Annotated in this window: 22 protein-coding genes and 1 other annotated feature; of the genes, 1 reads left to right on the forward strand and 21 read right to left on the reverse strand. The window is 38.3% G+C overall.

The genetic code is table 11. The features are described 5' to 3' along the window. Nucleotides 1-103 precede the first annotated feature (103 nt). The 19 genes from RCG21_RS25670 to rpsU form a co-directional block, all read right to left on the reverse strand. Nucleotides 104-913, reverse strand: coding sequence for a pyruvate, water dikinase regulatory protein (locus RCG21_RS25670; protein ID WP_133334518.1), 810 nt, complete (start codon nucleotides 911-913; stop codon nucleotides 104-106). Between the two features lie 34 nt (nucleotides 914-947). Beyond that, nucleotides 948-1,577, reverse strand: a complete 630-nt coding sequence (gene ccpN / locus RCG21_RS25675) for a transcriptional regulator CcpN (protein ID WP_035423590.1) — start codon at nucleotides 1,575-1,577, stop codon at nucleotides 948-950. Between the two features lie 125 nt (nucleotides 1,578-1,702). Next, nucleotides 1,703-3,085, reverse strand: a complete 1,383-nt coding sequence (locus tag RCG21_RS25680; protein ID WP_133334517.1) for a glycine--tRNA ligase — start codon at nucleotides 3,083-3,085, stop codon at nucleotides 1,703-1,705. A 252-nt stretch (nucleotides 3,086-3,337) separates the two neighbouring features. Continuing rightward, nucleotides 3,338-3,525: a binding site (T-box leader), on the reverse strand. 51 nt (nucleotides 3,526-3,576) lie between these two features. After that, nucleotides 3,577-4,329, reverse strand: coding sequence for a DNA repair protein RecO (recO, locus tag RCG21_RS25685; RefSeq protein ID WP_133334516.1), 753 nt, complete (start codon nucleotides 4,327-4,329; stop codon nucleotides 3,577-3,579). Nucleotides 4,330-4,362: 33 nt separating this feature from the next. Further along, nucleotides 4,363-4,506: a YqzL family protein gene (locus RCG21_RS25690; protein WP_081810619.1), complete on the reverse strand. Its 144-nt coding sequence runs from the start codon at nucleotides 4,504-4,506 to the stop codon at nucleotides 4,363-4,365. Nucleotides 4,507-4,664: 158 nt separating this feature from the next. After that, nucleotides 4,665-5,588 carry a GTPase Era gene (gene era / locus RCG21_RS25695; protein ID WP_133334515.1) on the reverse strand — a complete coding sequence of 308 codons (924 nt, stop codon included), beginning with the start codon at nucleotides 5,586-5,588 and terminating at the stop codon, nucleotides 4,665-4,667. Next, nucleotides 5,578-5,979, reverse strand: a complete 402-nt coding sequence (locus RCG21_RS25700) for a cytidine deaminase (RefSeq protein WP_026572417.1) — start codon at nucleotides 5,977-5,979, stop codon at nucleotides 5,578-5,580. Before RCG21_RS25700 ends, era begins: the two co-directional genes overlap by 11 nt. Nucleotides 5,980-6,154: 175 nt before the next feature. Continuing rightward, nucleotides 6,155-6,544 (reverse strand): diacylglycerol kinase family protein, encoded by a 390-nt coding sequence (locus RCG21_RS25705; protein WP_133334514.1) that lies wholly within the window; start codon nucleotides 6,542-6,544, stop codon nucleotides 6,155-6,157. Further along, nucleotides 6,522-6,992, reverse strand: coding sequence for an rRNA maturation RNase YbeY (ybeY, locus tag RCG21_RS25710; RefSeq protein ID WP_133334513.1), 471 nt, complete (start codon nucleotides 6,990-6,992; stop codon nucleotides 6,522-6,524). The genes RCG21_RS25705 and ybeY overlap by 23 nt, the downstream gene beginning before the upstream one ends. Further along, nucleotides 6,989-9,151: an HD family phosphohydrolase gene (locus RCG21_RS25715; protein ID WP_133334512.1), complete on the reverse strand. Its 2,163-nt coding sequence runs from the start codon at nucleotides 9,149-9,151 to the stop codon at nucleotides 6,989-6,991. The genes ybeY and RCG21_RS25715 overlap by 4 nt, the downstream gene beginning before the upstream one ends. 263 nt (nucleotides 9,152-9,414) lie before the next feature. After that, nucleotides 9,415-10,383, reverse strand: coding sequence for a PhoH family protein (locus tag RCG21_RS25720; protein WP_133334511.1), 969 nt, complete (start codon nucleotides 10,381-10,383; stop codon nucleotides 9,415-9,417). Then, nucleotides 10,380-11,573: a sporulation protein YqfD gene (gene yqfD, locus RCG21_RS25725; RefSeq protein WP_133334510.1), complete on the reverse strand. Its 1,194-nt coding sequence runs from the start codon at nucleotides 11,571-11,573 to the stop codon at nucleotides 10,380-10,382. Before yqfD ends, RCG21_RS25720 begins: the two co-directional genes overlap by 4 nt. Further along, nucleotides 11,570-11,872: a sporulation protein YqfC gene (gene yqfC, locus RCG21_RS25730; RefSeq protein ID WP_026572411.1), complete on the reverse strand. Its 303-nt coding sequence runs from the start codon at nucleotides 11,870-11,872 to the stop codon at nucleotides 11,570-11,572. Before yqfC ends, yqfD begins: the two co-directional genes overlap by 4 nt. Nucleotides 11,873-11,960: 88 nt before the next feature. Beyond that, the gene (locus RCG21_RS25735; protein ID WP_133334509.1) at nucleotides 11,961-12,401 is read right to left on the reverse strand and encodes a YqfB family membrane protein; all 441 of its coding nucleotides are present in this window, start codon (nucleotides 12,399-12,401) and stop codon (nucleotides 11,961-11,963) included. Between the two features lie 42 nt (nucleotides 12,402-12,443). Then, nucleotides 12,444-13,430, reverse strand: a complete 987-nt coding sequence (floA, locus tag RCG21_RS25740; protein WP_308913886.1) for a flotillin-like protein FloA — start codon at nucleotides 13,428-13,430, stop codon at nucleotides 12,444-12,446. An 18-nt stretch (nucleotides 13,431-13,448) separates the two neighbouring features. Continuing rightward, the gene (locus RCG21_RS25745; RefSeq protein WP_133334508.1) at nucleotides 13,449-14,084 is read right to left on the reverse strand and encodes an NfeD family protein; all 636 of its coding nucleotides are present in this window, start codon (nucleotides 14,082-14,084) and stop codon (nucleotides 13,449-13,451) included. A 16-nt stretch (nucleotides 14,085-14,100) separates the two neighbouring features. Continuing rightward, a complete protein-coding gene (locus RCG21_RS25750) occupies nucleotides 14,101-14,385 on the reverse strand; it encodes a hypothetical protein (RefSeq protein WP_308913887.1) in 285 nt (94 codons plus the stop codon). Between the two features lie 86 nt (nucleotides 14,386-14,471). Continuing rightward, nucleotides 14,472-14,918: a GatB/YqeY domain-containing protein gene (locus tag RCG21_RS25755; RefSeq protein WP_026572408.1), complete on the reverse strand. Its 447-nt coding sequence runs from the start codon at nucleotides 14,916-14,918 to the stop codon at nucleotides 14,472-14,474. A gap of 15 nt (nucleotides 14,919-14,933) precedes the next feature. Further along, complete coding sequence (gene rpsU, locus RCG21_RS25760; protein ID WP_026572407.1) at nucleotides 14,934-15,107, reverse strand: 30S ribosomal protein S21; 174 nt, start codon at nucleotides 15,105-15,107, stop codon at nucleotides 14,934-14,936. A gap of 230 nt (nucleotides 15,108-15,337) precedes the next feature. Here rpsU and RCG21_RS25765 point away from each other — a divergent pair, with 230 nt between their 5' ends. Continuing rightward, nucleotides 15,338-16,264 (forward strand): Na/Pi symporter, encoded by a 927-nt coding sequence (locus tag RCG21_RS25765; RefSeq protein ID WP_133334507.1) that lies wholly within the window; start codon nucleotides 15,338-15,340, stop codon nucleotides 16,262-16,264. Between the two features lie 26 nt (nucleotides 16,265-16,290). Here RCG21_RS25765 and deoC read toward each other — a convergent pair whose 3' ends face one another. Together deoC and mtaB are read right to left on the reverse strand one after the other, a co-directional pair. Next, nucleotides 16,291-16,965 carry a deoxyribose-phosphate aldolase gene (gene deoC, locus RCG21_RS25770; protein WP_133334506.1) on the reverse strand — a complete coding sequence of 225 codons (675 nt, stop codon included), beginning with the start codon at nucleotides 16,963-16,965 and terminating at the stop codon, nucleotides 16,291-16,293. Between the two features lie 106 nt (nucleotides 16,966-17,071). Further along, nucleotides 17,072-18,439, reverse strand: a complete 1,368-nt coding sequence (gene mtaB, locus RCG21_RS25775) for a tRNA (N(6)-L-threonylcarbamoyladenosine(37)-C(2))-methylthiotransferase MtaB (protein ID WP_133334505.1) — start codon at nucleotides 18,437-18,439, stop codon at nucleotides 17,072-17,074. Between the last annotated feature and the right edge of the window lie 4 nt (nucleotides 18,440-18,443).

Below are 18,443 nucleotides of genomic sequence, written 5' to 3' on the forward strand. Positions count from 1 at the left end.
TTTTTTATTATAGTATATTCATTTTGATTTTACCATCATTTTATTTTCTTTTTTTCAAGCCAATTGTTTACAGAAAAAACACATAATCAAAAGAGATTATGTGTCACCGTCTATTTTTATGAAAATAATTTAAAATGACATTCGCGGTTTCTTCTACTGCCTTATTGGTTACATCAATTACCGGACAGCTGATTTTCTGTACAACTTGATCAAAGAAAGATAATTCTTCCTTAATCCGCTCAATGTTCGCATAGCTGGCGCTATCATTTAACCCTAAGGCAATCAAGCGTTCTCTTCTGATATTATTCAATTTTTCAGGGCTGATTTTTAGTCCAAAGCATTTCTCGGCGGGAACCTTATATAATTCTTCAGGAGGGTCTACTTCCGGTACTAAAGGAACATTGGCAACCTTTAACCGTTTATGAGCAAGATACTGCGATAAAGGCGTTTTTGAAGTTCTTGATACCCCAATTAACACGATATCCGCCTTGAGAATTCCGCGCGGGTCCCTTCCATCATCGTACTTTACAGCAAATTCAATAGCCTCAACCTTTTTAAAATAATCTTCATCTAGTTTTCTTACTAACCCTGGTTCACATAAAGGTGTTTTCCCGCTAAAAACCTGAATTTGATCCATCAATGGACCCATTAAATCAACCGTATGGATTCCCGATTCATTTGCCTTTTCCATCATATATGTACGCATTTCAGGTTTTACCAACGTGAAGGCAATCATCGCTTGATCCATTAATACCAGCGAAATCACTTCATCAATATGTTCCTTATCTTCAACATAGGGATATCTTTTTAAAACCATCCCTGATCCATTAAATTGGCTAATTGCTGCTTTGGTTACCAATTCAGCTGTTTCCCCCACTGAATCAGATACAACGTAAATAATCGGTATATTCATTCCCCTTAAACAGCTCCTCTGCAAATTCTTTACCTTATTCATTCCCAAGAGCAACAAAAGCTTTTGCAATATTTGTTTTCGTAACTCTGCCAATTACTTCGAAACCTTTGTCAGTCTTTCTTACCACCGGTAAAGCGTCAATTTGTTTATCAATTAATTTTTGGGCAATATCAATTAATAGGTCCTCTTTTTCACACATTGTAATATTGGGCATTCTTGTCATGATGATGTTAACGGGTATGGATGTCAGCTCTTGCTTTCCTATACTCGCTCGCAATAAATCCTTTCGGGACAAAACCCCTACCAAAAGGGTGTTTTGGTCCACCACAAATAATGTACCTACATCCTCAAGGAACATAGTACAAATCGCATCATATACTGAAACATTCTCATTCACTACAACGGGAATAGACTGATAATCCTTTACTAAAAAATTTTTCAAGTTTTCCGTTAAAAGCTGAGTTCCAGATTTGCCTGTATAAAAATAGCCAACGCGAGGCCGTGCGTCTAAATACCCGGCCATCGTAAGAATCGCTAAGTCTGGTCTAAGTGTGGCCCTTGTCAGATTTAATTGTTCAGCAATATGTTCTCCCGTTATCGGACCATTATCCTGAACAATTTGTAAAATGTGCTCTTGCCTTTTTGTCAGTTCGATTTTCCTCACCGCCTTACTCGCTCATGAATATAGCGACAATTAATCTTCTTTAGCAATATTATATACGATTTTTATCTTAAGTTAAAAAGATAACATTTCAAAAAGGTGCGGAATCCCGCACCTTTTTAAATTTCTTAAAACACCATCTTTTCTTGTAAAAAGCTTACAAGTTCAGCAATTGGAATACGTGTTTGTTCCATAGTATCCCGATCTCTTACTGTAACCATCTGATCTTCTTTTGAGTCAAAGTCATAGGTAATGCAGTAAGGCGTACCAATTTCATCATGGCGACGATACCTTTTACCAATTGAACCTGCTTCGTCATAATCCACAGTAAAATATTTAGATAATGTGCCAAACACTTCTTTTGCTTCTTCAGAAAGTTTTTTCGATAACGGAAGAACTGCAGCCTTGATTGGAGCTAAAGCAGGATGGAAATGCATCACTGTACGTGATGTTCCATCTTCAAGCTGTTCCTCATCGTAAGCATCAATAAGGAATGCAAGGGTTACACGGTCCGCTCCCAATGAAGGCTCAATACAAAACGGAATATATCTTTCATTTGTTTCCGGATCAATATAATTAAAGTCTTCACCGGAAAATTGCATATGTTGTTTCAAATCATAATCAGTTCTTGAAGCTACGCCCCATAGTTCTCCCCAGCCAAACGGGAATTTATATTCAAAATCAGTGGTTGCATTACTATAATGTGAAAGTTCATCTTCCGAATGATCGCGAAGACGCAAGTTTTCTCTAGTTAAACCTAATGAATGCAGCCATTTTTCAGCAAATCCCTTCCAATAATTAAACCACTCCAACTCTTCTCCCGGTTTACAGAAGAACTCTAATTCCATTTGTTCAAATTCCCTTGTACGGAAGGTGAAATTACCCGGTGTAATTTCATTACGGAAACTCTTGCCAATTTGCGCAATACCAAATGGAAGTTTCTTCCTCATCGTTCTTTGCACATTTTTAAAGTTAACAAAAATTCCTTGGGCTGTTTCAGGACGAAGGAAAATTTCATTCGTACTTGTTTCGGTTACCCCTTGGAAAGTTTTAAACATTAAATTAAATTGACGGATGCCAGTGAAATCGTGGCTTCCACAGTCAGGACAGGCAATGTTATGCTCTTTAATGAGCTCTTCCATTTTATCAAAAGATAGACCGTCTACAATCATCTCAATACCCTTTTCTTCAAGAGCATTTTCAATTAATTTATCGGCGCGGTGTCTAGCTTTACAATTCTTACAGTCAATCATTGGGTCATTAAAATTACCGATATGGCCGGAAGCTTCCCATGTTCTAGGGTTCATTAAAATACTTGCATCTAAACCTACGTTATAGGGAGATTCCTGTACAAATTTTTTCCACCAAGCTTGTTTAATATTGTTTTTAAATTCAACACCTAATGGGCCGTAATCCCATGTATTTGCAAGTCCTCCGTAAATTTCAGATCCCGGAAAAATAAAGCCTCTATGTTTAGCGTGGGATACAATTTGGTCCATTGTTACACTCATTTTTTTCGTCTCCTTTTTTAATAAAATGGCTGTGTTATACTGGTTGTTGATTTACACTCCAGGATGCTCTCTTTCCGCGGGGCGGGCGGTGAGCATCCTCGGCGCTAAAAGCGCCTGTGGGGTCTCACCTGTCCCGCTGCTCCCGCTGGAGTCTCGCACCTTCCGCTCCAATCAACTTTGTTTAAAAATCATCATTGTTCTTTAACAAAGCCAATAAAATAAAAAACTCCCGTCTCTATGCTCTTGAATAAGCATAGGGACGAGAGTTAACCCGCGGTTCCACCCTATTTGCTGAAAATAAAGTCAGCCTCTTTAAATGTGCATTTCAGCACATGATTGCTCAGGAACGCCCTTCCTTGGAGTTCTATAACCTAGCTTCCACCATCCTAGGTTCGCTTTTATAGAAGTTTCTAAGTACTCTTTTCCATCATGGCAATTATTTATTTTAAAGAAAATATTACCTAAAACAAGGTAAAAAGTCAACACAACAATCATAAAAGATTTCGAAATTGATCCATAGAACTTAAAAACTTTTTTGTTTTTAAATGAAGTCCGGAATATTCATCATAATATGTTGAAATGACCTTTTTTAACTCCGCTTTTGTTTCTGGTTTTACTGAAATATTGCCTAACCTTGATAAGTCGAAATAATAAAATAAGCGCAGTAATTTTACTGTAGCCTGTGAAATTTTTAAATGATAGGGATCTTTTTCCAAGCAACGATGGCAGATTAACCCGCCTTCTCGAATAGAAAAAGAAAAATGCCCGTCTGTACTGCCACAAACGGAACATTGATTTAATGTTGGATACAATCCCAATACATTTAACATTTTCATCTCATAAATATTCATTAGAACATCAGGGTCGTAACCTTCATTTAAATAATTTAATGTTTGAAATAACAATTCAAAATGATAAGGATTTGGCTTTCGGTCCTCTGTACATTTATCCGTTAATTCAACAATATAACTCGCATATGCGGTTAAAAATATATCTTCACCAATTGAACGCATTGAAGTAACCAACTCGCCCTGCTGTAAACTCCCTAGGCCAGTACCCTTTTGGATAAGAAAATATCCATGTGTAAAAAGCTGGGTAATGGAGGATAGCCGGCTGTTAGGCTTTTTTGCTCCTCGAGCCATAACGCCAACCTTCCCCCATTCCCTGGTATATATGGTTACAATTTTATTTGTTTCACTGTAATCAGTCGTTCTAATGATGATGCCTTCACATTTCTGAAGCATGATATCACCATCCAATGGATGCGAAAGACGTGCTTATGAAATGGGAAAATCAAGTTCCGCTAGATCTTCATTCTGATTTCCGGGTATTTCTTGGTTTTCCTTCTCAAGCTCTTTAAAGAGAAGATATGTGTCAATATTACCTGTTTGGGTAAATACTTTCCACGTAAAATCCATCATCGAAAACCCCACCTTTCATTATTTAGACTAGCCTTAAATATCCCAAACCTTACACTTATCATAGCCTGCCTTTGCCAAAATCATAAGACGAAAAATTTGTTAATGTTGTCCATGCATAATTTGATTGAAAGGATAATATTTTAGTTAGGGTGATTCGTTCAATATTCATCTTCATTAAAGCCAAAATCGCGAAGCTGGGACATTTTATTCCGCCAATCTTTTTGGACTTTTACCCATAACTCTAAAAACACCTTTGACCCAAGGAGATTTTCAATATCCACACGGGCACGTTTACCAATTTCCTTGAGCATACTGCCTTGTTTTCCAATAATAATCCCTTTTTGCGAGTCTCTTTCAACTATAACGGTCGCCATTACATTAATAATATCTTTCCCCGCTGGACGTTCAATTTTATCAAGAACGACTGCGATGGAATGAGGGATTTCTTCTCTTGTTAAATGAAGCGCTTTCTCTCTTATCAACTCTGTAATAATAAACCTTTCCGGATGGTCAGTTACTTGATCCGCTGGATAATATTGCGGTCCTTCCGGCAAATATGTCTTTATTTGATCTAAAAGACGCTCGACATTGTTTCCTTCAAGGGCTGAGATTGGAACAATCTCTTTAAACGGATATTTTTCTTTATAAGACTCAATAATCGGCAATAGATCATCAGGGTGAATTTGATCAATTTTATTAATCACAAGAAAAATCGGTGTGTTGACAGTTTGGAATTTTTCAAGAATAAATTCCTCGCCACGGCCAAATCCTTCTTCTGCATTTACCATAAATAAAACTAAATCCACTTCTTTTAGTGTATTTTGAGCAACCTTCATCATAAAGTCGCCTAATTTGTGTTTTGGTTTATGAATTCCAGGTGTATCGATAAAAACCATCTGGGTATCATCGAGTGTGAGCACACCTTGAATTTTATTTCGAGTCGTTTGCGGTTTGTCACTCATAATGGCAATTTTTTGACCAATAACTCGATTTAGAAATGTTGATTTCCCTACATTTGGCCTTCCTATGATGGAAATAAACCCTGATTTATAGCCTTTGTTTTCGTTCCAATTATTCAGCATGCAGATCCTCCTGTGAAAAAGCACCAGGAAGTAAGTCTTCCACTGTAATTTCTAAAGTATCACCTTTTAGATTCGTTAATACGACTTTCATGTCCCTAGGGCATAGCTCAGAAATAACTTGGCGGCATGCACCACAAGGAGAGCAAGGACGGTCGGTATCTGCAACAACTGCCAGCAGTTGAAAATCACGATCTCCTAACGCATAGGCACTAAAAAGGGCCGTTCGTTCAGCGCAATTACACATGCTATATGCAGCGTTTTCGATATTACAGCCATGATAAACTTTTCCATCAGTTGTCAGCAGTGCAGCACCAACACCAAATTTTGAATAAGGAACATAGGCTTTTTCTCTTGCTTTTTTTGCTTCTTCAATTAGTTGCTGAATGTTCACAAATCTTCTTCCTTTCAAGCAGGAAATTTCTGCTTACTTTATTTTACCTCATTTTCCAAATAAAATCATTACTTGTAGCAAAAACGTAATAAAAAAATTTAGAATTTTCCCAAAAGTCAATTATTTGTAAACAACTTCACAATTTCCAATATTTTTTAAGAATGGTTGAAAAAGTTTACGAAAATAACTCTCGGATATATGGAAAAAATACAATGATTCCAATGATAACCGAAAAAATGGCGTAAAGGAAGACAGCACCCGCAGCAAGGTCCTTAGCTTGTTTGGCAAGCGGGTGATATTCCTCCGTCACAAGGTCAACAACACGCTCAATTGCTGAATTGATTAGCTCTAAGGCAAACATGCCGCTAATTGCTAAAATGATAAACAGCCACTCCATTCTTGTTATCGAAAAGAAAAATGATCCTCCGATTACAAGGAAAGAAAAAAGGAGATGAATCCGCATATTTCTTTCAGCTATTATAGCTGTCCTAATCCCTTCTATTGCATAGGCAAAGGAACGTAGTAATGGAATCGTCTTACCCTTACCTCGTGAGTCCATATTCATCTAAAATTTCCTTTTGCAGCGTAAACATTTCCTTTTCATCTTCCTCCGTCATATGATCATAGCCTAATAAATGCAAAAATCCATGAACGGAGAGGAAACCAAGCTCCCGTAAAAAAGAATGCCCATATTCCTCGGCTTGTTCCTTCGCTTTTGGAATCGAGATGATAATATCACCCAAAACGCGCGGCATTTCCATACCTGCTAATTCAATTTCCCCTTCCCCAGGCTCCTCCATTGCAAAGGATATGACATCTGTTGGGGAATCTTTATGGCGATATTCACGATTTATTTCTTGTATCCTGTCATTCAAAACAAATGTTAGAGAAACTTCGCTTCCATCTTCAATCTTCTGTTTATCAGCAGCAAAGGTTAACAGATTTTCAATCTCTTTGATTTGTTCATCAGACAATTCATTCGTTTCATCTAAAAAATCAATCACTAAATTCATGCTTGCTTCACCTTCTTAGTCATTTCTGGATACTCAATTCTCGAGTGAAAAATCCCCTTCAATGTTTCACATAGAGTATGGGTTACCGCTTCAAGTTCTTTTAAAGTTAAATCACATTCATTTAACTGCCCATCCTGGAGACGATCCGCGACAATTTTTTTAACAAGGGATTCGATTAATAGCGGAGTAGGCTGTGTAAGAGAGCGGACAGCGGCCTCGACACTATCGGCGATTCCAACGACAGCCGATTCCTTTGTTTGTGCTTTTGGACCAGGATAGCGAAAATCCTCTTCCTTAGGTTCCTCTTCATTTTGCAGTGCCTTATGGTAAAAGAACTTTAGTAAAGAGGTTCCATGATGTTGTTCTGCAATATCGATAATTTCTTTTGGCATATGATATTTCTTTAATTCATTGGCCCCATCCGTCACATGGGCAATAATGATATTCGCACTTTTTTCCGGCGGCAGTTTGTCATGCGGGTTTTCAAGATGCATTTGATTTTCAATAAAAAAGTTTGGCCTCCGTGTTTTCCCAATATCATGATAATAACTACCGACCCGTGCTAACAAACCATTTGCCCCAATCGCTTCACAGGCTGATTCTGAAAGGTTAGCAACCATGACACTATGATGATAAGTACCTGGTGCTTCCATTAATATTTTTCTTAAAAGCGGATGATTCGGATTTGATAATTCTATCAGCTTCATGGTTGTAAGAATCCCAAAACTAGCTTCAAATAAAGGAAGCAAACCAATGGTTAAAACAGCAGAGGCAATGCCTGAAACGAGTGCAGTTAAAAAGTAATACCCATATTCCAGACCAGAAAATTGGCCATTTGGAAGGAACATTAACGCCCAAATCGTTATAAGATTGACACCTGCTGTAATCGAACCGGCCTGTAATATTTTTGACCTCTGGTTATGGGAACTTAAGAACAAAATCCCTGCAAGTGAACTAAAAAGAATATAAATTCCTTCTGAAAAATTCAGGGTTCCAGTTACACCTTCATTGAAGACAATACTGCCGCAAACCGCCATAATGATCGATGTTAGAATCGCAAGCTTTTCATCAATTAAAATCTTAATCAGCATCCCGCCCATTGCTGCCGGGAATAAATAGCCAATCCCTGAATAATTAAAGATTTGCAGCATGCTAATGACCTTTAAAATAAAGATGGACAGGACAAAAATAATCCCAAACAAAAGCAGATTTGTCTGACGTTTTTCCTGCTGGGTTTTTGTTTGATAAAAATAATAGTTAACAGCTAAAAGAATAATGGTAATCAGAATAAATAATCCCAGGAATGGTTTATAGGATTTTTCATTATCTAATAAACCGACAAGCTTTAACTGCCGATAAATTTCCTGATTAATTAATTCCCCTTCCTCCACGATAATTTGCCCTTGAAGGATTTTCACAGATTCCACACCTTCTGCAGCCTGCTTTCTTAAATCCTCCGTTGCCACTGGATCGTAAAATTCATTCTGCACAACTGCATATCTGCCGAGTTCTATGGCTGCACTTTTAAGGTCATCATTCAATGTCGAATATTTTAATTCCTCTTCCACCCTTTTTTTGGCATTCTCCACATCATTCGTAGAAATTCTTTTCGTCATAACATTATTAATCGCGGTAACGGTTAGATCCTTGGTGATAGAGAGTTCATCTTTATCAGCCTGTACAAGTGCAGTAAAAACAGAATCAGGTAAATCCTTTGTAACATTTTCAGTTAAATTATCTTTTAACTTCGATACCTTTTCAGATACACTAGGCTCCTCGTCATGAGTGGTTTTTACGTCATTCTCTTTTTTTGTGCTCTTACTTTCCTCATCATTAATTTCTGAAGCCGTATCAAAAATGGAAGTAATTAAATCCACTCTGTTTTGCGTATATTCCTTCTTTAGAGTATAGACATCCTGAACTTGGTCTACAGCTTCTTGCCTCTTAATTTCTGTACTTTTCTTATCCTCAATGGTCGCAGGCGAGCGTATAGTTTTTTCAGCAACAGAAAACAAACTTAAGTCCAATTTTTCAGGTTTTACATTACTGTACATTGAAGCATATAAAGCTAATCCTAAAACAAGAAAAAATAATACACGAAAAAACGTATAATCTAACAGCTTACGTATTCGAATAAAATGTTGCTGCATTTTTTCCATCTTTATCCTCCCTAAAAGACCCAAATGCAAGGTTCCTTCACCATTATTATGGGTTTTTAAAACCATAAAAATCAAATCGTTATGTACGTTTCATTTTAATCGGATAAAAATTTATCAATAACTAGCTGTTTTTCTTGATGCAAGCTTTATGTAAAATGATAACAGTTTTTAAGATAAGTTTCATCTGCAAAATAGAATGGATTAATCATTATAACAAAATAAAAAAAAGGGATAAACCCATTTTTTAAGGTCTATCCCCATTTTTAATGTTTTACTGTTTTCTTTTCATACGCTTCAATGATCCTGCCTACCAATGGATGACGGACAACATCACTTTGTTCTAAGAAAATAAATGAAATGCCCTTAACATTTAATAAAATTTCCTCTGCAACAATTAAACCCGATTTAACCCCTTTTGGAAGGTCAACCTGTGTTTGATCTCCTGTAATAACCATTTTCGAACCAAATCCGAGACGGGTTATAAACATTTTCATTTGGGCATTCGTTGTATTTTGGGCTTCATCTAAAATAACGAATGCATCTTCTAATGTCCGTCCCCTCATATATGCAAGCGGGGCGATTTCAATTGTACCACGCTCTATCAGCCTACCGGTATGCTCTGCTCCCAAAACATCATGAAGCGCATCATACAGCGGCCTTAAATACGGATCAACTTTTTCCTTTAAATCACCGGGTAAAAATCCTAAGCTTTCACCCGCTTCAACAGCAGGCCTGGTTAAAATAATTTTATTTACTTGACCATTTTTTAGCGCGTTGACAGCCATGACAACCGCTAGGTAGGTTTTACCGGTACCTGCCGGACCAATTCCAAACACAAGGTCATTCTTCTTGATTGCTGTTACATACTGCATTTGACCAATTGTTTTAATCCGAATAGATTTTCCTTTTACTGTCCTGGCAATTTCTTCATCATAAATATTGACGAAGTACTCTAGTGTTCCTTTTTCAGCCATTCGAAGGGCATAAAGAACATCCCTTTGGTTAATGTTTATTCCTTTACGAATTAATACAACTAGTTTGTCAAGAACCTGTCCCGCAAGAATAACCTTTTCTTCATCCCCGGATAAGCTAACAGATTCCCCTCTAGTGACGACTGAAACATTTAACTCTTGTTCGATAATTTTAATATTAGCATCTGCATTTCCTAAAAGCGCAATCGCCTCATTTGGATTTTCCAGCTGCATATTGATTGTTTTTAGGTTTACTGTCATTCATGTATCTCCTTGGTTATTGGTTGTCCGATTGCTATATTTTCGATTATCTTAAAATGGATATCTAGTATAACTTTACCATTCTTAATTGACTTGTGTAAAATTTTTTCATCCTTAATAATAGCATCTTCATCTAAATGACTTTTTATTTCTTTTTTAGCCATCTCAAGTGCAATTTGTTCAGCTTGTTTTACAGTATAACTTCTTTTAATTTCTTCACGTTCACGGAGAGTTTTGTTAACAAAGGAAACAGGCAATTCCCATTTTAAAAAGTGAATTTTGTGTTCATTCGTTTCTGTTTCATATTCCTTAAATTCCGGTTTTCCAAACCCCCATACAGGAATTTCAAAATTTCCTACCTTTACAAAATGTTTCTCCTTTTCCTTACCGTTGAATACAGTAAAATTGGTTTCAAAGGGGAGTTCTACGTGACTTTTATACCACGTCTCTCCCCATACCTCTCCTTTTGCAGCAATCGCTTTTGTTTTGCCTTCCATCCCGATTTCCCCTGAAACCAGTAATTGACCTGGCTCAACATGATCATTGATATTAACGACTTGTTGTCCATCTTCAACATACATTTTAGCAATTATGGCTTTCTTCTTTGCGACTAAATTCCTGGGAGCAAATTTTTTAGGCTTCTTTGGCTCGTTTTTTTCAACCACTTGAAAGTGATAGGTTGTCCCGTTCAACTCCACACCGACCCATGTAAGGTCGTTGATATTGTTTGTCAGCCTTCTTTGAATACCCTCCACGTTATCAACAAAGAACTGTAGTTTGCCAATTTTCACCCCCATCTTGTCCAATTCTTTGCGAATTTTGTGCTCTGTTGCAGGCTTAGCTCCTTTTATTTCAATTCCCCAGATAACATTGGATAACACTAAAATGATAAGTAAGAACAAAGCAGCTCCTGCCAAAAAGCCGCTGTTTTTTAATAATCTTTTAAATAAAAACGGAACACCGCTCCGCTGTAAGAAGCTGATGGAACATTCACTTTTTCGGGCAAACCGTCTTATTTTCAGTGCATCCTGCAGCCTCATTTTAAACGTAATCGTTTCAGTTCCATGCCTTTTAACATTCCAAACGAGCAGGCCATTTCTGCTTAGTACATTTAAGAATCTTTCAATTCCTCTCCCCGTAACTTTTACTGTTACCCTGCCAAATAAAAATTCAATCCACTGGTTTTTCATTTTGTTCCTCCCGGATTTTCAGTTATATAGATGACCTGATCAATTCTTCCTTCCAATAAAATCTCTTCAGGTAAAATGGTTTTAATCACGAAGGACTTACCTTTTATCAAAAGCTGCCCTTGTTTTAAAAGCAGGCGGAGTTCTTTATCAGTAAAGGTCAATAAACCTTTATGGTTCTCGATATAGATATGAATCTGGCCAATCATCGTGATACGGGGTAAATCCATCATGACATCTTGAGGAAGATCCATATTCTTTGTCATCCAATTCCGGACAAGTTGCCCCCATTTTTTTGCCATAAAAAAAGAACCCCCTTTCATCTCATATTTATGAAATGTAAGGAAGTTCTAGCACATCTTTTTCCTTTTCAAAACCAGGTTTATTATTTTAGCGTCTTCTTGAATAAAACGGTCTTTTTGCTCTAGGAGCACCCAAGATCTCTGACCAGATGATTCCATTAATTAGGGTTTGCGCATCAGGACTATCCGAAATTAATTCATTATGATCTTCTTTATCCAATGCTTGGGGCTTCAGATCTTCAACCCTTTGCCTCTCATGCACCCTGCTGACCCCGGTGGTGATAGATTCAGCTTCCTGCTTAATTTGGTCATAGTTGATTTCGATATTCCGCGGAGTGACAGTAGGTTCTTCTATTCTGTTAATAGATTTTACTTGTTTTGGCGTAACTTTTTCCGAAAAAATTTCACGAAATTCATCAAATTGATTAAACGTGAAAGATTTATTCTTTGATGGTGTCCTATTTGCTTTTGCCTTTCCAAAAACAGATGAAAGAACACCGATAATAATTAAAAAAATAATGGTTTCCATGACCGATCCTCCTTAGATTATTCCTTATGGATGGCGGCCGTTTTAGAGATCGTCTTTTTTATCACCCGTTATCTTGCCTATCGATCCTCTCATATCCGTATCCGCTGAGATATTTTTAATATTCATATAGTCCATAACCCCAATATTTCCAGACTTAAGCGCTTCGGCCATAGCAAGCGGTACTTCTGCTTCAGCCTCGACCACCTTGGCCCTCATTTCCTGGACTTTTGCCTTCATTTCCTGTTCTTGGGCTACAGCCATAGCCCGGCGTTCTTCCGCTTTTGCCTGGGCAATTTTCTTATCCGCTTCCGCTTGCTCCATCTGAAGTTCCGCACCAATATTTTTACCAATATCAACATCCGCAATATCAATGGAAAGAATTTCGAAAGCTGTTCCAGCATCTAGTCCTTTAGATAAAACGGTTTGCGAAATGGAATCAGGGTTTTCTAACACTTTACTATGGCTTTCAGAGGAACCAATGGTTGATACAACCCCTTCTCCTACACGAGCCACGACGGTTGCCTCACCTGCCCCCCCGACAAGGCGCTCTATATTGGCCCGAACGGTAATTCTTGCTTTGGCTTTAACTTCAATCCCATTCATTGCAACACCCGCGATAAAGGGGGTCTCAATCACTTTAGGATTGACACTCATTTGAACAGCCTCTAACACATCACGGCCCGCAAGATCGATGGCTGCGCAGCGTTCAAACGATAATTCAATATTTGCCCTGTGTGCGGCAATAAGGGCGTTTACAACCCTGTCAACGTTACCTCCGGCCAGGTAATGGCTTTCAAGCTGATTGGTCGTTACGTTTAACCCCGCTTTGTGAGCCTTTATTAACGGATTAATTACCTTGCTTGGCGTTACCCTTCTAAGTCTCATTCCAACCAGTGTAAAGATGCTTACACGTACACCGGCAGCAAGTGCTGAAATCCAAAGCATCACAGGAACAAAGGATAATAAGATCCCTAAGAAAATGAGTGCGACAATGATAATTGCAATGACAAAAATCGTTCCGCTTGGCATAATGAAACAACCTCCTAATTATTTAATTTCTCTCACAACTATACGTGCTCCCTCAACCTTAATGACCTTTATTTTTGCATTTTGATCAATAAAGCCTCCTTCGCTGACCACATCCACCCGTTCAGTGTTAAAAATGGCAGTACCAGCCGGGCGTAAAATGGTGAGAGCTGTCCCTTCCATGCCCAAAAGATCTGTTCGATTGATATTTGAGACATACCCATCCTCTTTTCTTGCTGAATCAAAGAGTATCATTTTATTAAAGAGAACAAGTTTTTTACCAAAAATTTTGATCATAATAAAAAACATCAAAATCGAAAAAAATAAAGCGATTAATATGGAGATGCCCATTTGCAGGGTGTCTCCACCAGCTAAGAAGAGACTGAAGATAAGCGCTGCCAAACCAAGGGTCCCGGAGATTGCCCCCGGCAGAAATAGTTCTAAAAATATGAGGATGATTCCGGCAACAAAAAGGACAAATGAACCAACCCCAGCAAGTCCGGCGAGATAATGTCCGTAAAAAAATAATAGGAGGGCAAACACACCAATAAACCCAGGTATCCCAAATTTGGGAGAAAAAAGTTCCATGACAATACCAACACCAGCGATGGTTAATAGAACGGTTATGACAATTGGATCCGTAAGAAAAGCAACCAATTAAATCCCCCCTTCTCTATCTATTGCTATATTTACGTTCGACATTGGTTAAAGTTTCACCTTCTTGGATATTTAAAACCAGAATGCATAAATTATTGGCTGTTAAACTTAGTTGTTGATTTCCACTCCAACCACAAGCGGTTCGGGGAGCCTCCTCGTCGCTTCGCTCCTGCGGGTCTCCCCTGTACCCGTACTCCCCCAGGACACTGAATTGCTTCCTTGAATCCGCCCACGCACGAAGAAAATGCGTTAGCATTTTCGAGGAGTCTTCGTGCCTTCCACTCCAATCAACACTGTTCAAAAATCAACATTCTCCTTTAACATAGCATAATTATTAAAAATAAAAACCGCAGGCATTATATGCCTGCGGCTTTGATGTCAGAATAATTATGAAAGGTGTTGTTGTACAAGTTTATTTACAAGTGATCCATCTGCTTTACCTTTTACCTTCGGCATAATCGCAGCCATCACTTTTCCCATATCCGCTTTTGATGTTGCACCGGTTTCAGCGATTGTCTCTTTTACAATATCCGATACCTCTTCGTCAGTAAGCTGTTTTGGCATATACAACTCAACGATCGAGAGTTCCGTGCGCAATTTATCAACAAGGTCTTCGCGACCTGCTTTATCAAATTCATGGAGGGAGTCTTTGCGTTGTTTTACTTCGCGAGAAAGTACTGTTAACTCTTGTTCTTCAGACAGCTCACTTGAACCAAGCTTAATCGCTTCATTTTGCAGTGAAGCTTTCACCATCCGAATCACACTGAGTTTGTCTTTTTCCTTGTTTTTCATTGCTTGTTTCATTTCATTATTTAAACGCTCGAGAAGACTCATAAATTACACCCTCTCTTAGAACTTACGTTTTCTTGCTGCTTCAGACTTTTTCTTACGTCTTACACTTGGTTTTTCGTAGAATTCGCGCTTTCTTGCCTCTTGCAAAGTACCTGTTTTTGATACAGTACGTTTGAAGCGACGAAGAGCATCTTCAAGCGATTCGTTTTTACGAACGACGGTTTTAGACATTCTCTTTCCCTCCCTCCGAAACACAACACACTTACATTCAATCCATGTACCTTGCAATTATAATATAACCTTGAAACAAGGTCAATATTAATTACAGGTGCTTATCCAAGCTTTTTAATTTTTTATTCATAATTGACAAGAATAATTAATGAAAATATGTCTAATTTTCCCCTAAAAGTGGCATGTCCTAACAATATAGGCCATAGAATGAAGCGAGGGGGCCTAAAGACATGCTATACATCATATTATTTGTTCTTTGTATTTTATTATTTATATTTGGAATGACCATTATAAGGTTTGGATTATTTAATTTATCTGCAGAAAAATTGAGGACATGGCTGATTAAATTAACGAGGACCCCTTTAAAAGGGATGGTAACAGGGACATTTATCACAGCACTGCTCCAAAGCAGTTCCGCCGTAATGGTCATCACAATTGGATTGATTTCAGCAAGGATTATGACCTTCCCGCAATCGATTGGGATTATCTTAGGAACAAATATTGGAACAACCTTTAAGACTGAGTTAATTACTTTTGATATAGATGCTATTTTAGCACCATTAGCTATTTTGGGCGCCTTTCTAATCATCCTTAAAAATCGAAAGGCGAGAAGCATAGGAATGCTTTTATTTGGAATTGCCTCTGTTTTCACGGCAATGAAAGGATTTGAATTATTAGCACATCCTTTAACATCGCTGAGCTATATAAATAAATATATTCTCTTAATTAATGATCATATTTTCCTTAGTTTGCTTACAGGAACATTCATTACTGCAATAATTCAATCCAGCACCGCCATGACTGGGATTGCAATGGGATTTTTAACAGCCGGGCTCCTTCAACTCGACGCCGGAATTGCCATCATGCTTGGAGCCAATATTGGGACATGTATTACAGCTATTATTGCTTCTATCGGCGGTGGTAAAGAGTCCAGGCTTGCGGCATATGCCCATGTTTGGCTGAACGTCTTTGGGGTTGCACTGTTTATCCCGCTCATCCCCTATCTAACCGAACATGCAGATCTGCTGGCCAGCCATAAAGATGTACAACTTGCACATATTAGCGTGATCTTTAATGTGGCTACTTCCATTATTGTTTTGCCGTTTGCGACAAAATTTGGAGAAATGATTTTATATTTACATGGAAAAAAAGCTTAAAAAGACGGCCATGAAGGCCGTCTTTTTTAATAGGAGCTTGTAACGGTTAGCCCTTTAAGAATGGCAACACCTGAGCTTGCTCCAATTCTTGTTGCGCCTGCCTCAATCATTTTAAGTGCATCCTCAGTGCTTCTAACCCCGCCGGATGCTTTTACACCCAGTTCCGGACCCACAGCCTGTCTCATCAACGAAATATCCTCTATTGTAGCCCCACCGGAAGAAAAACCTGTAGAGGTTTTTACAAAGTCAGCACCAGCTTGAACGGCAAGCTGGCAGGCACGAATCTTCTCTTCCTGAGTTAAAAGACTTGTTTCAATGATTACTTTCGTTAACGCCCTTGTTTCTGCAGCATCCACAACAGCCCGAATATCACTTTCCACTAATTGGTCATTACGGTCCTTTAATGCCCCAATATTAATAACCATATCAACTTCATCAGCACCGTTGTCAATCGCATTTTTTGTTTCAAATGCCTTTGTTTCGGATGTTGTCGCTCCTAATGGAAAACCAATAACCGTACAAACCTTAACATCACTTCCATTTAATAAATCACTACAAGTTTTTACCCATGCAGGATTCACGCAAACGGAAAAGAATTTATACTCTATTGCCTCTTGGCAAAGGGTTTCAATTTGTTGCCTGGTTGCATCCGGTTTTAACAAAGTATGATCAATCATTGCAGCAATCTTGACAGTTGTCATTTGTTTGCTCCCTTCACGATTCAATGGATATGGCGAAGTAAAATGAAATCTGCTGCTGAATATAGGATACCCCTTTCAAAGAAAAAAGGACCCGAATATAGGGTCCTTACATGGCAGCTTCTTCTTCTATAAACAATTCTTTTACTGTAGTATCCTCAACAATCCGAACGAATTGCCCTTGATTATAAGGGTATCCGGCTTTCGTAATTTTCACTTTTACAATTTTCCCAACCATTTCTTCTGTTGCCGAAAGTACAACTTTTAAATAATTATCTGTATATCCAACATATAAACCGGAATTTGGTTCCTCTTTATATTCTTCTTCCGGTATAACTTCAAGAACATCGTCTTCAAATTGTGAAGCATATTCTTTCGCCAATTGATCGGAAAGAGTAATGAGACGGTGAACCCGCTCATTTTTAACTTCCTCATCAATTTGATCTTCCATTCGTGCAGCAGGAGTACCAGTCCTTTTAGAATACGGGAAGACATGGAGTTCAGAGAATTTATGCTCCTTAATAAAATGATAAGTTTCCATAAACTCTTCTTCTGTTTCACCCGGGAAACCAACAATTACATCGGATGTAACAGCTAGACCTGGAAGTACTTCCTTTAAACGATCCAATCTTTCAGCGAAAAATTCCATTGTATATTTCCGGCGCATCCGCTTTAAGACCGTATTCGATCCGGACTGAATCGGAATATGCAAATGGCGGACAATAATATTTGAATATTTAATGACTTCAATGACTTCGTCAGTGATCTGACTTGCCTCAATCGATGAAATACGAAGGCGTTTTAACCCTTTCACCTGCGCTTCTAAATCACGAAGGAGCGCTGCAAGGTTATAATCCTTCATGTCCTCTCCATAACCGCCGGTATGAATACCTGTCAACACGATTTCTTTATAGCCGGCATCCACAAGCTGCTGTGCCTGATGAATGACTTCTTTTGGATCACGTGATCTCATTAAGCCGCGTGCCCATGGAATAATACAGAAGGTACAAAAATTATTGCAGCCTTCTTGGATTTTTAATGAAGCGCGCGTTCGATCTGTGAATGAAGGTACATCCAGTTCCTCATAAACACGGCTTTTCATAATGTTCCCTACGCCATTAATTGGCTGACGCTCTTTTTTATACTGCTCGATATAACCAAGCATTTTAATCCGATCCTGTGTTCCCACTACAATATCCACCCCGGGAATGGCCATAATTTCTGCCGGGGATGTTTGTGCATAACAACCGGTGACACATATAACAGCATCCGGATTTTTCCTTACAGCTCTTCTAATCACTTGTCGGCTTTTTTTGTCACCCGTGTTTGTTACCGTACAAGTGTTAATCACATATACATCGGAAATCGCTTCGAAATCGACCCGTTCGTAACCTTCTTGTTTAAATAACTGCCAAATGGCCTCAGTTTCATAATGATTTACCTTACATCCAAGTGTATGAAACGCGACTGTTGCCATTAGA

Source organism: Bacillus salipaludis (assembly GCF_030938565.1).
Taxonomy (GTDB): Bacteria; Bacillota; Bacilli; order Bacillales; family Cytobacillaceae; genus Neobacillus; species Neobacillus salipaludis_A.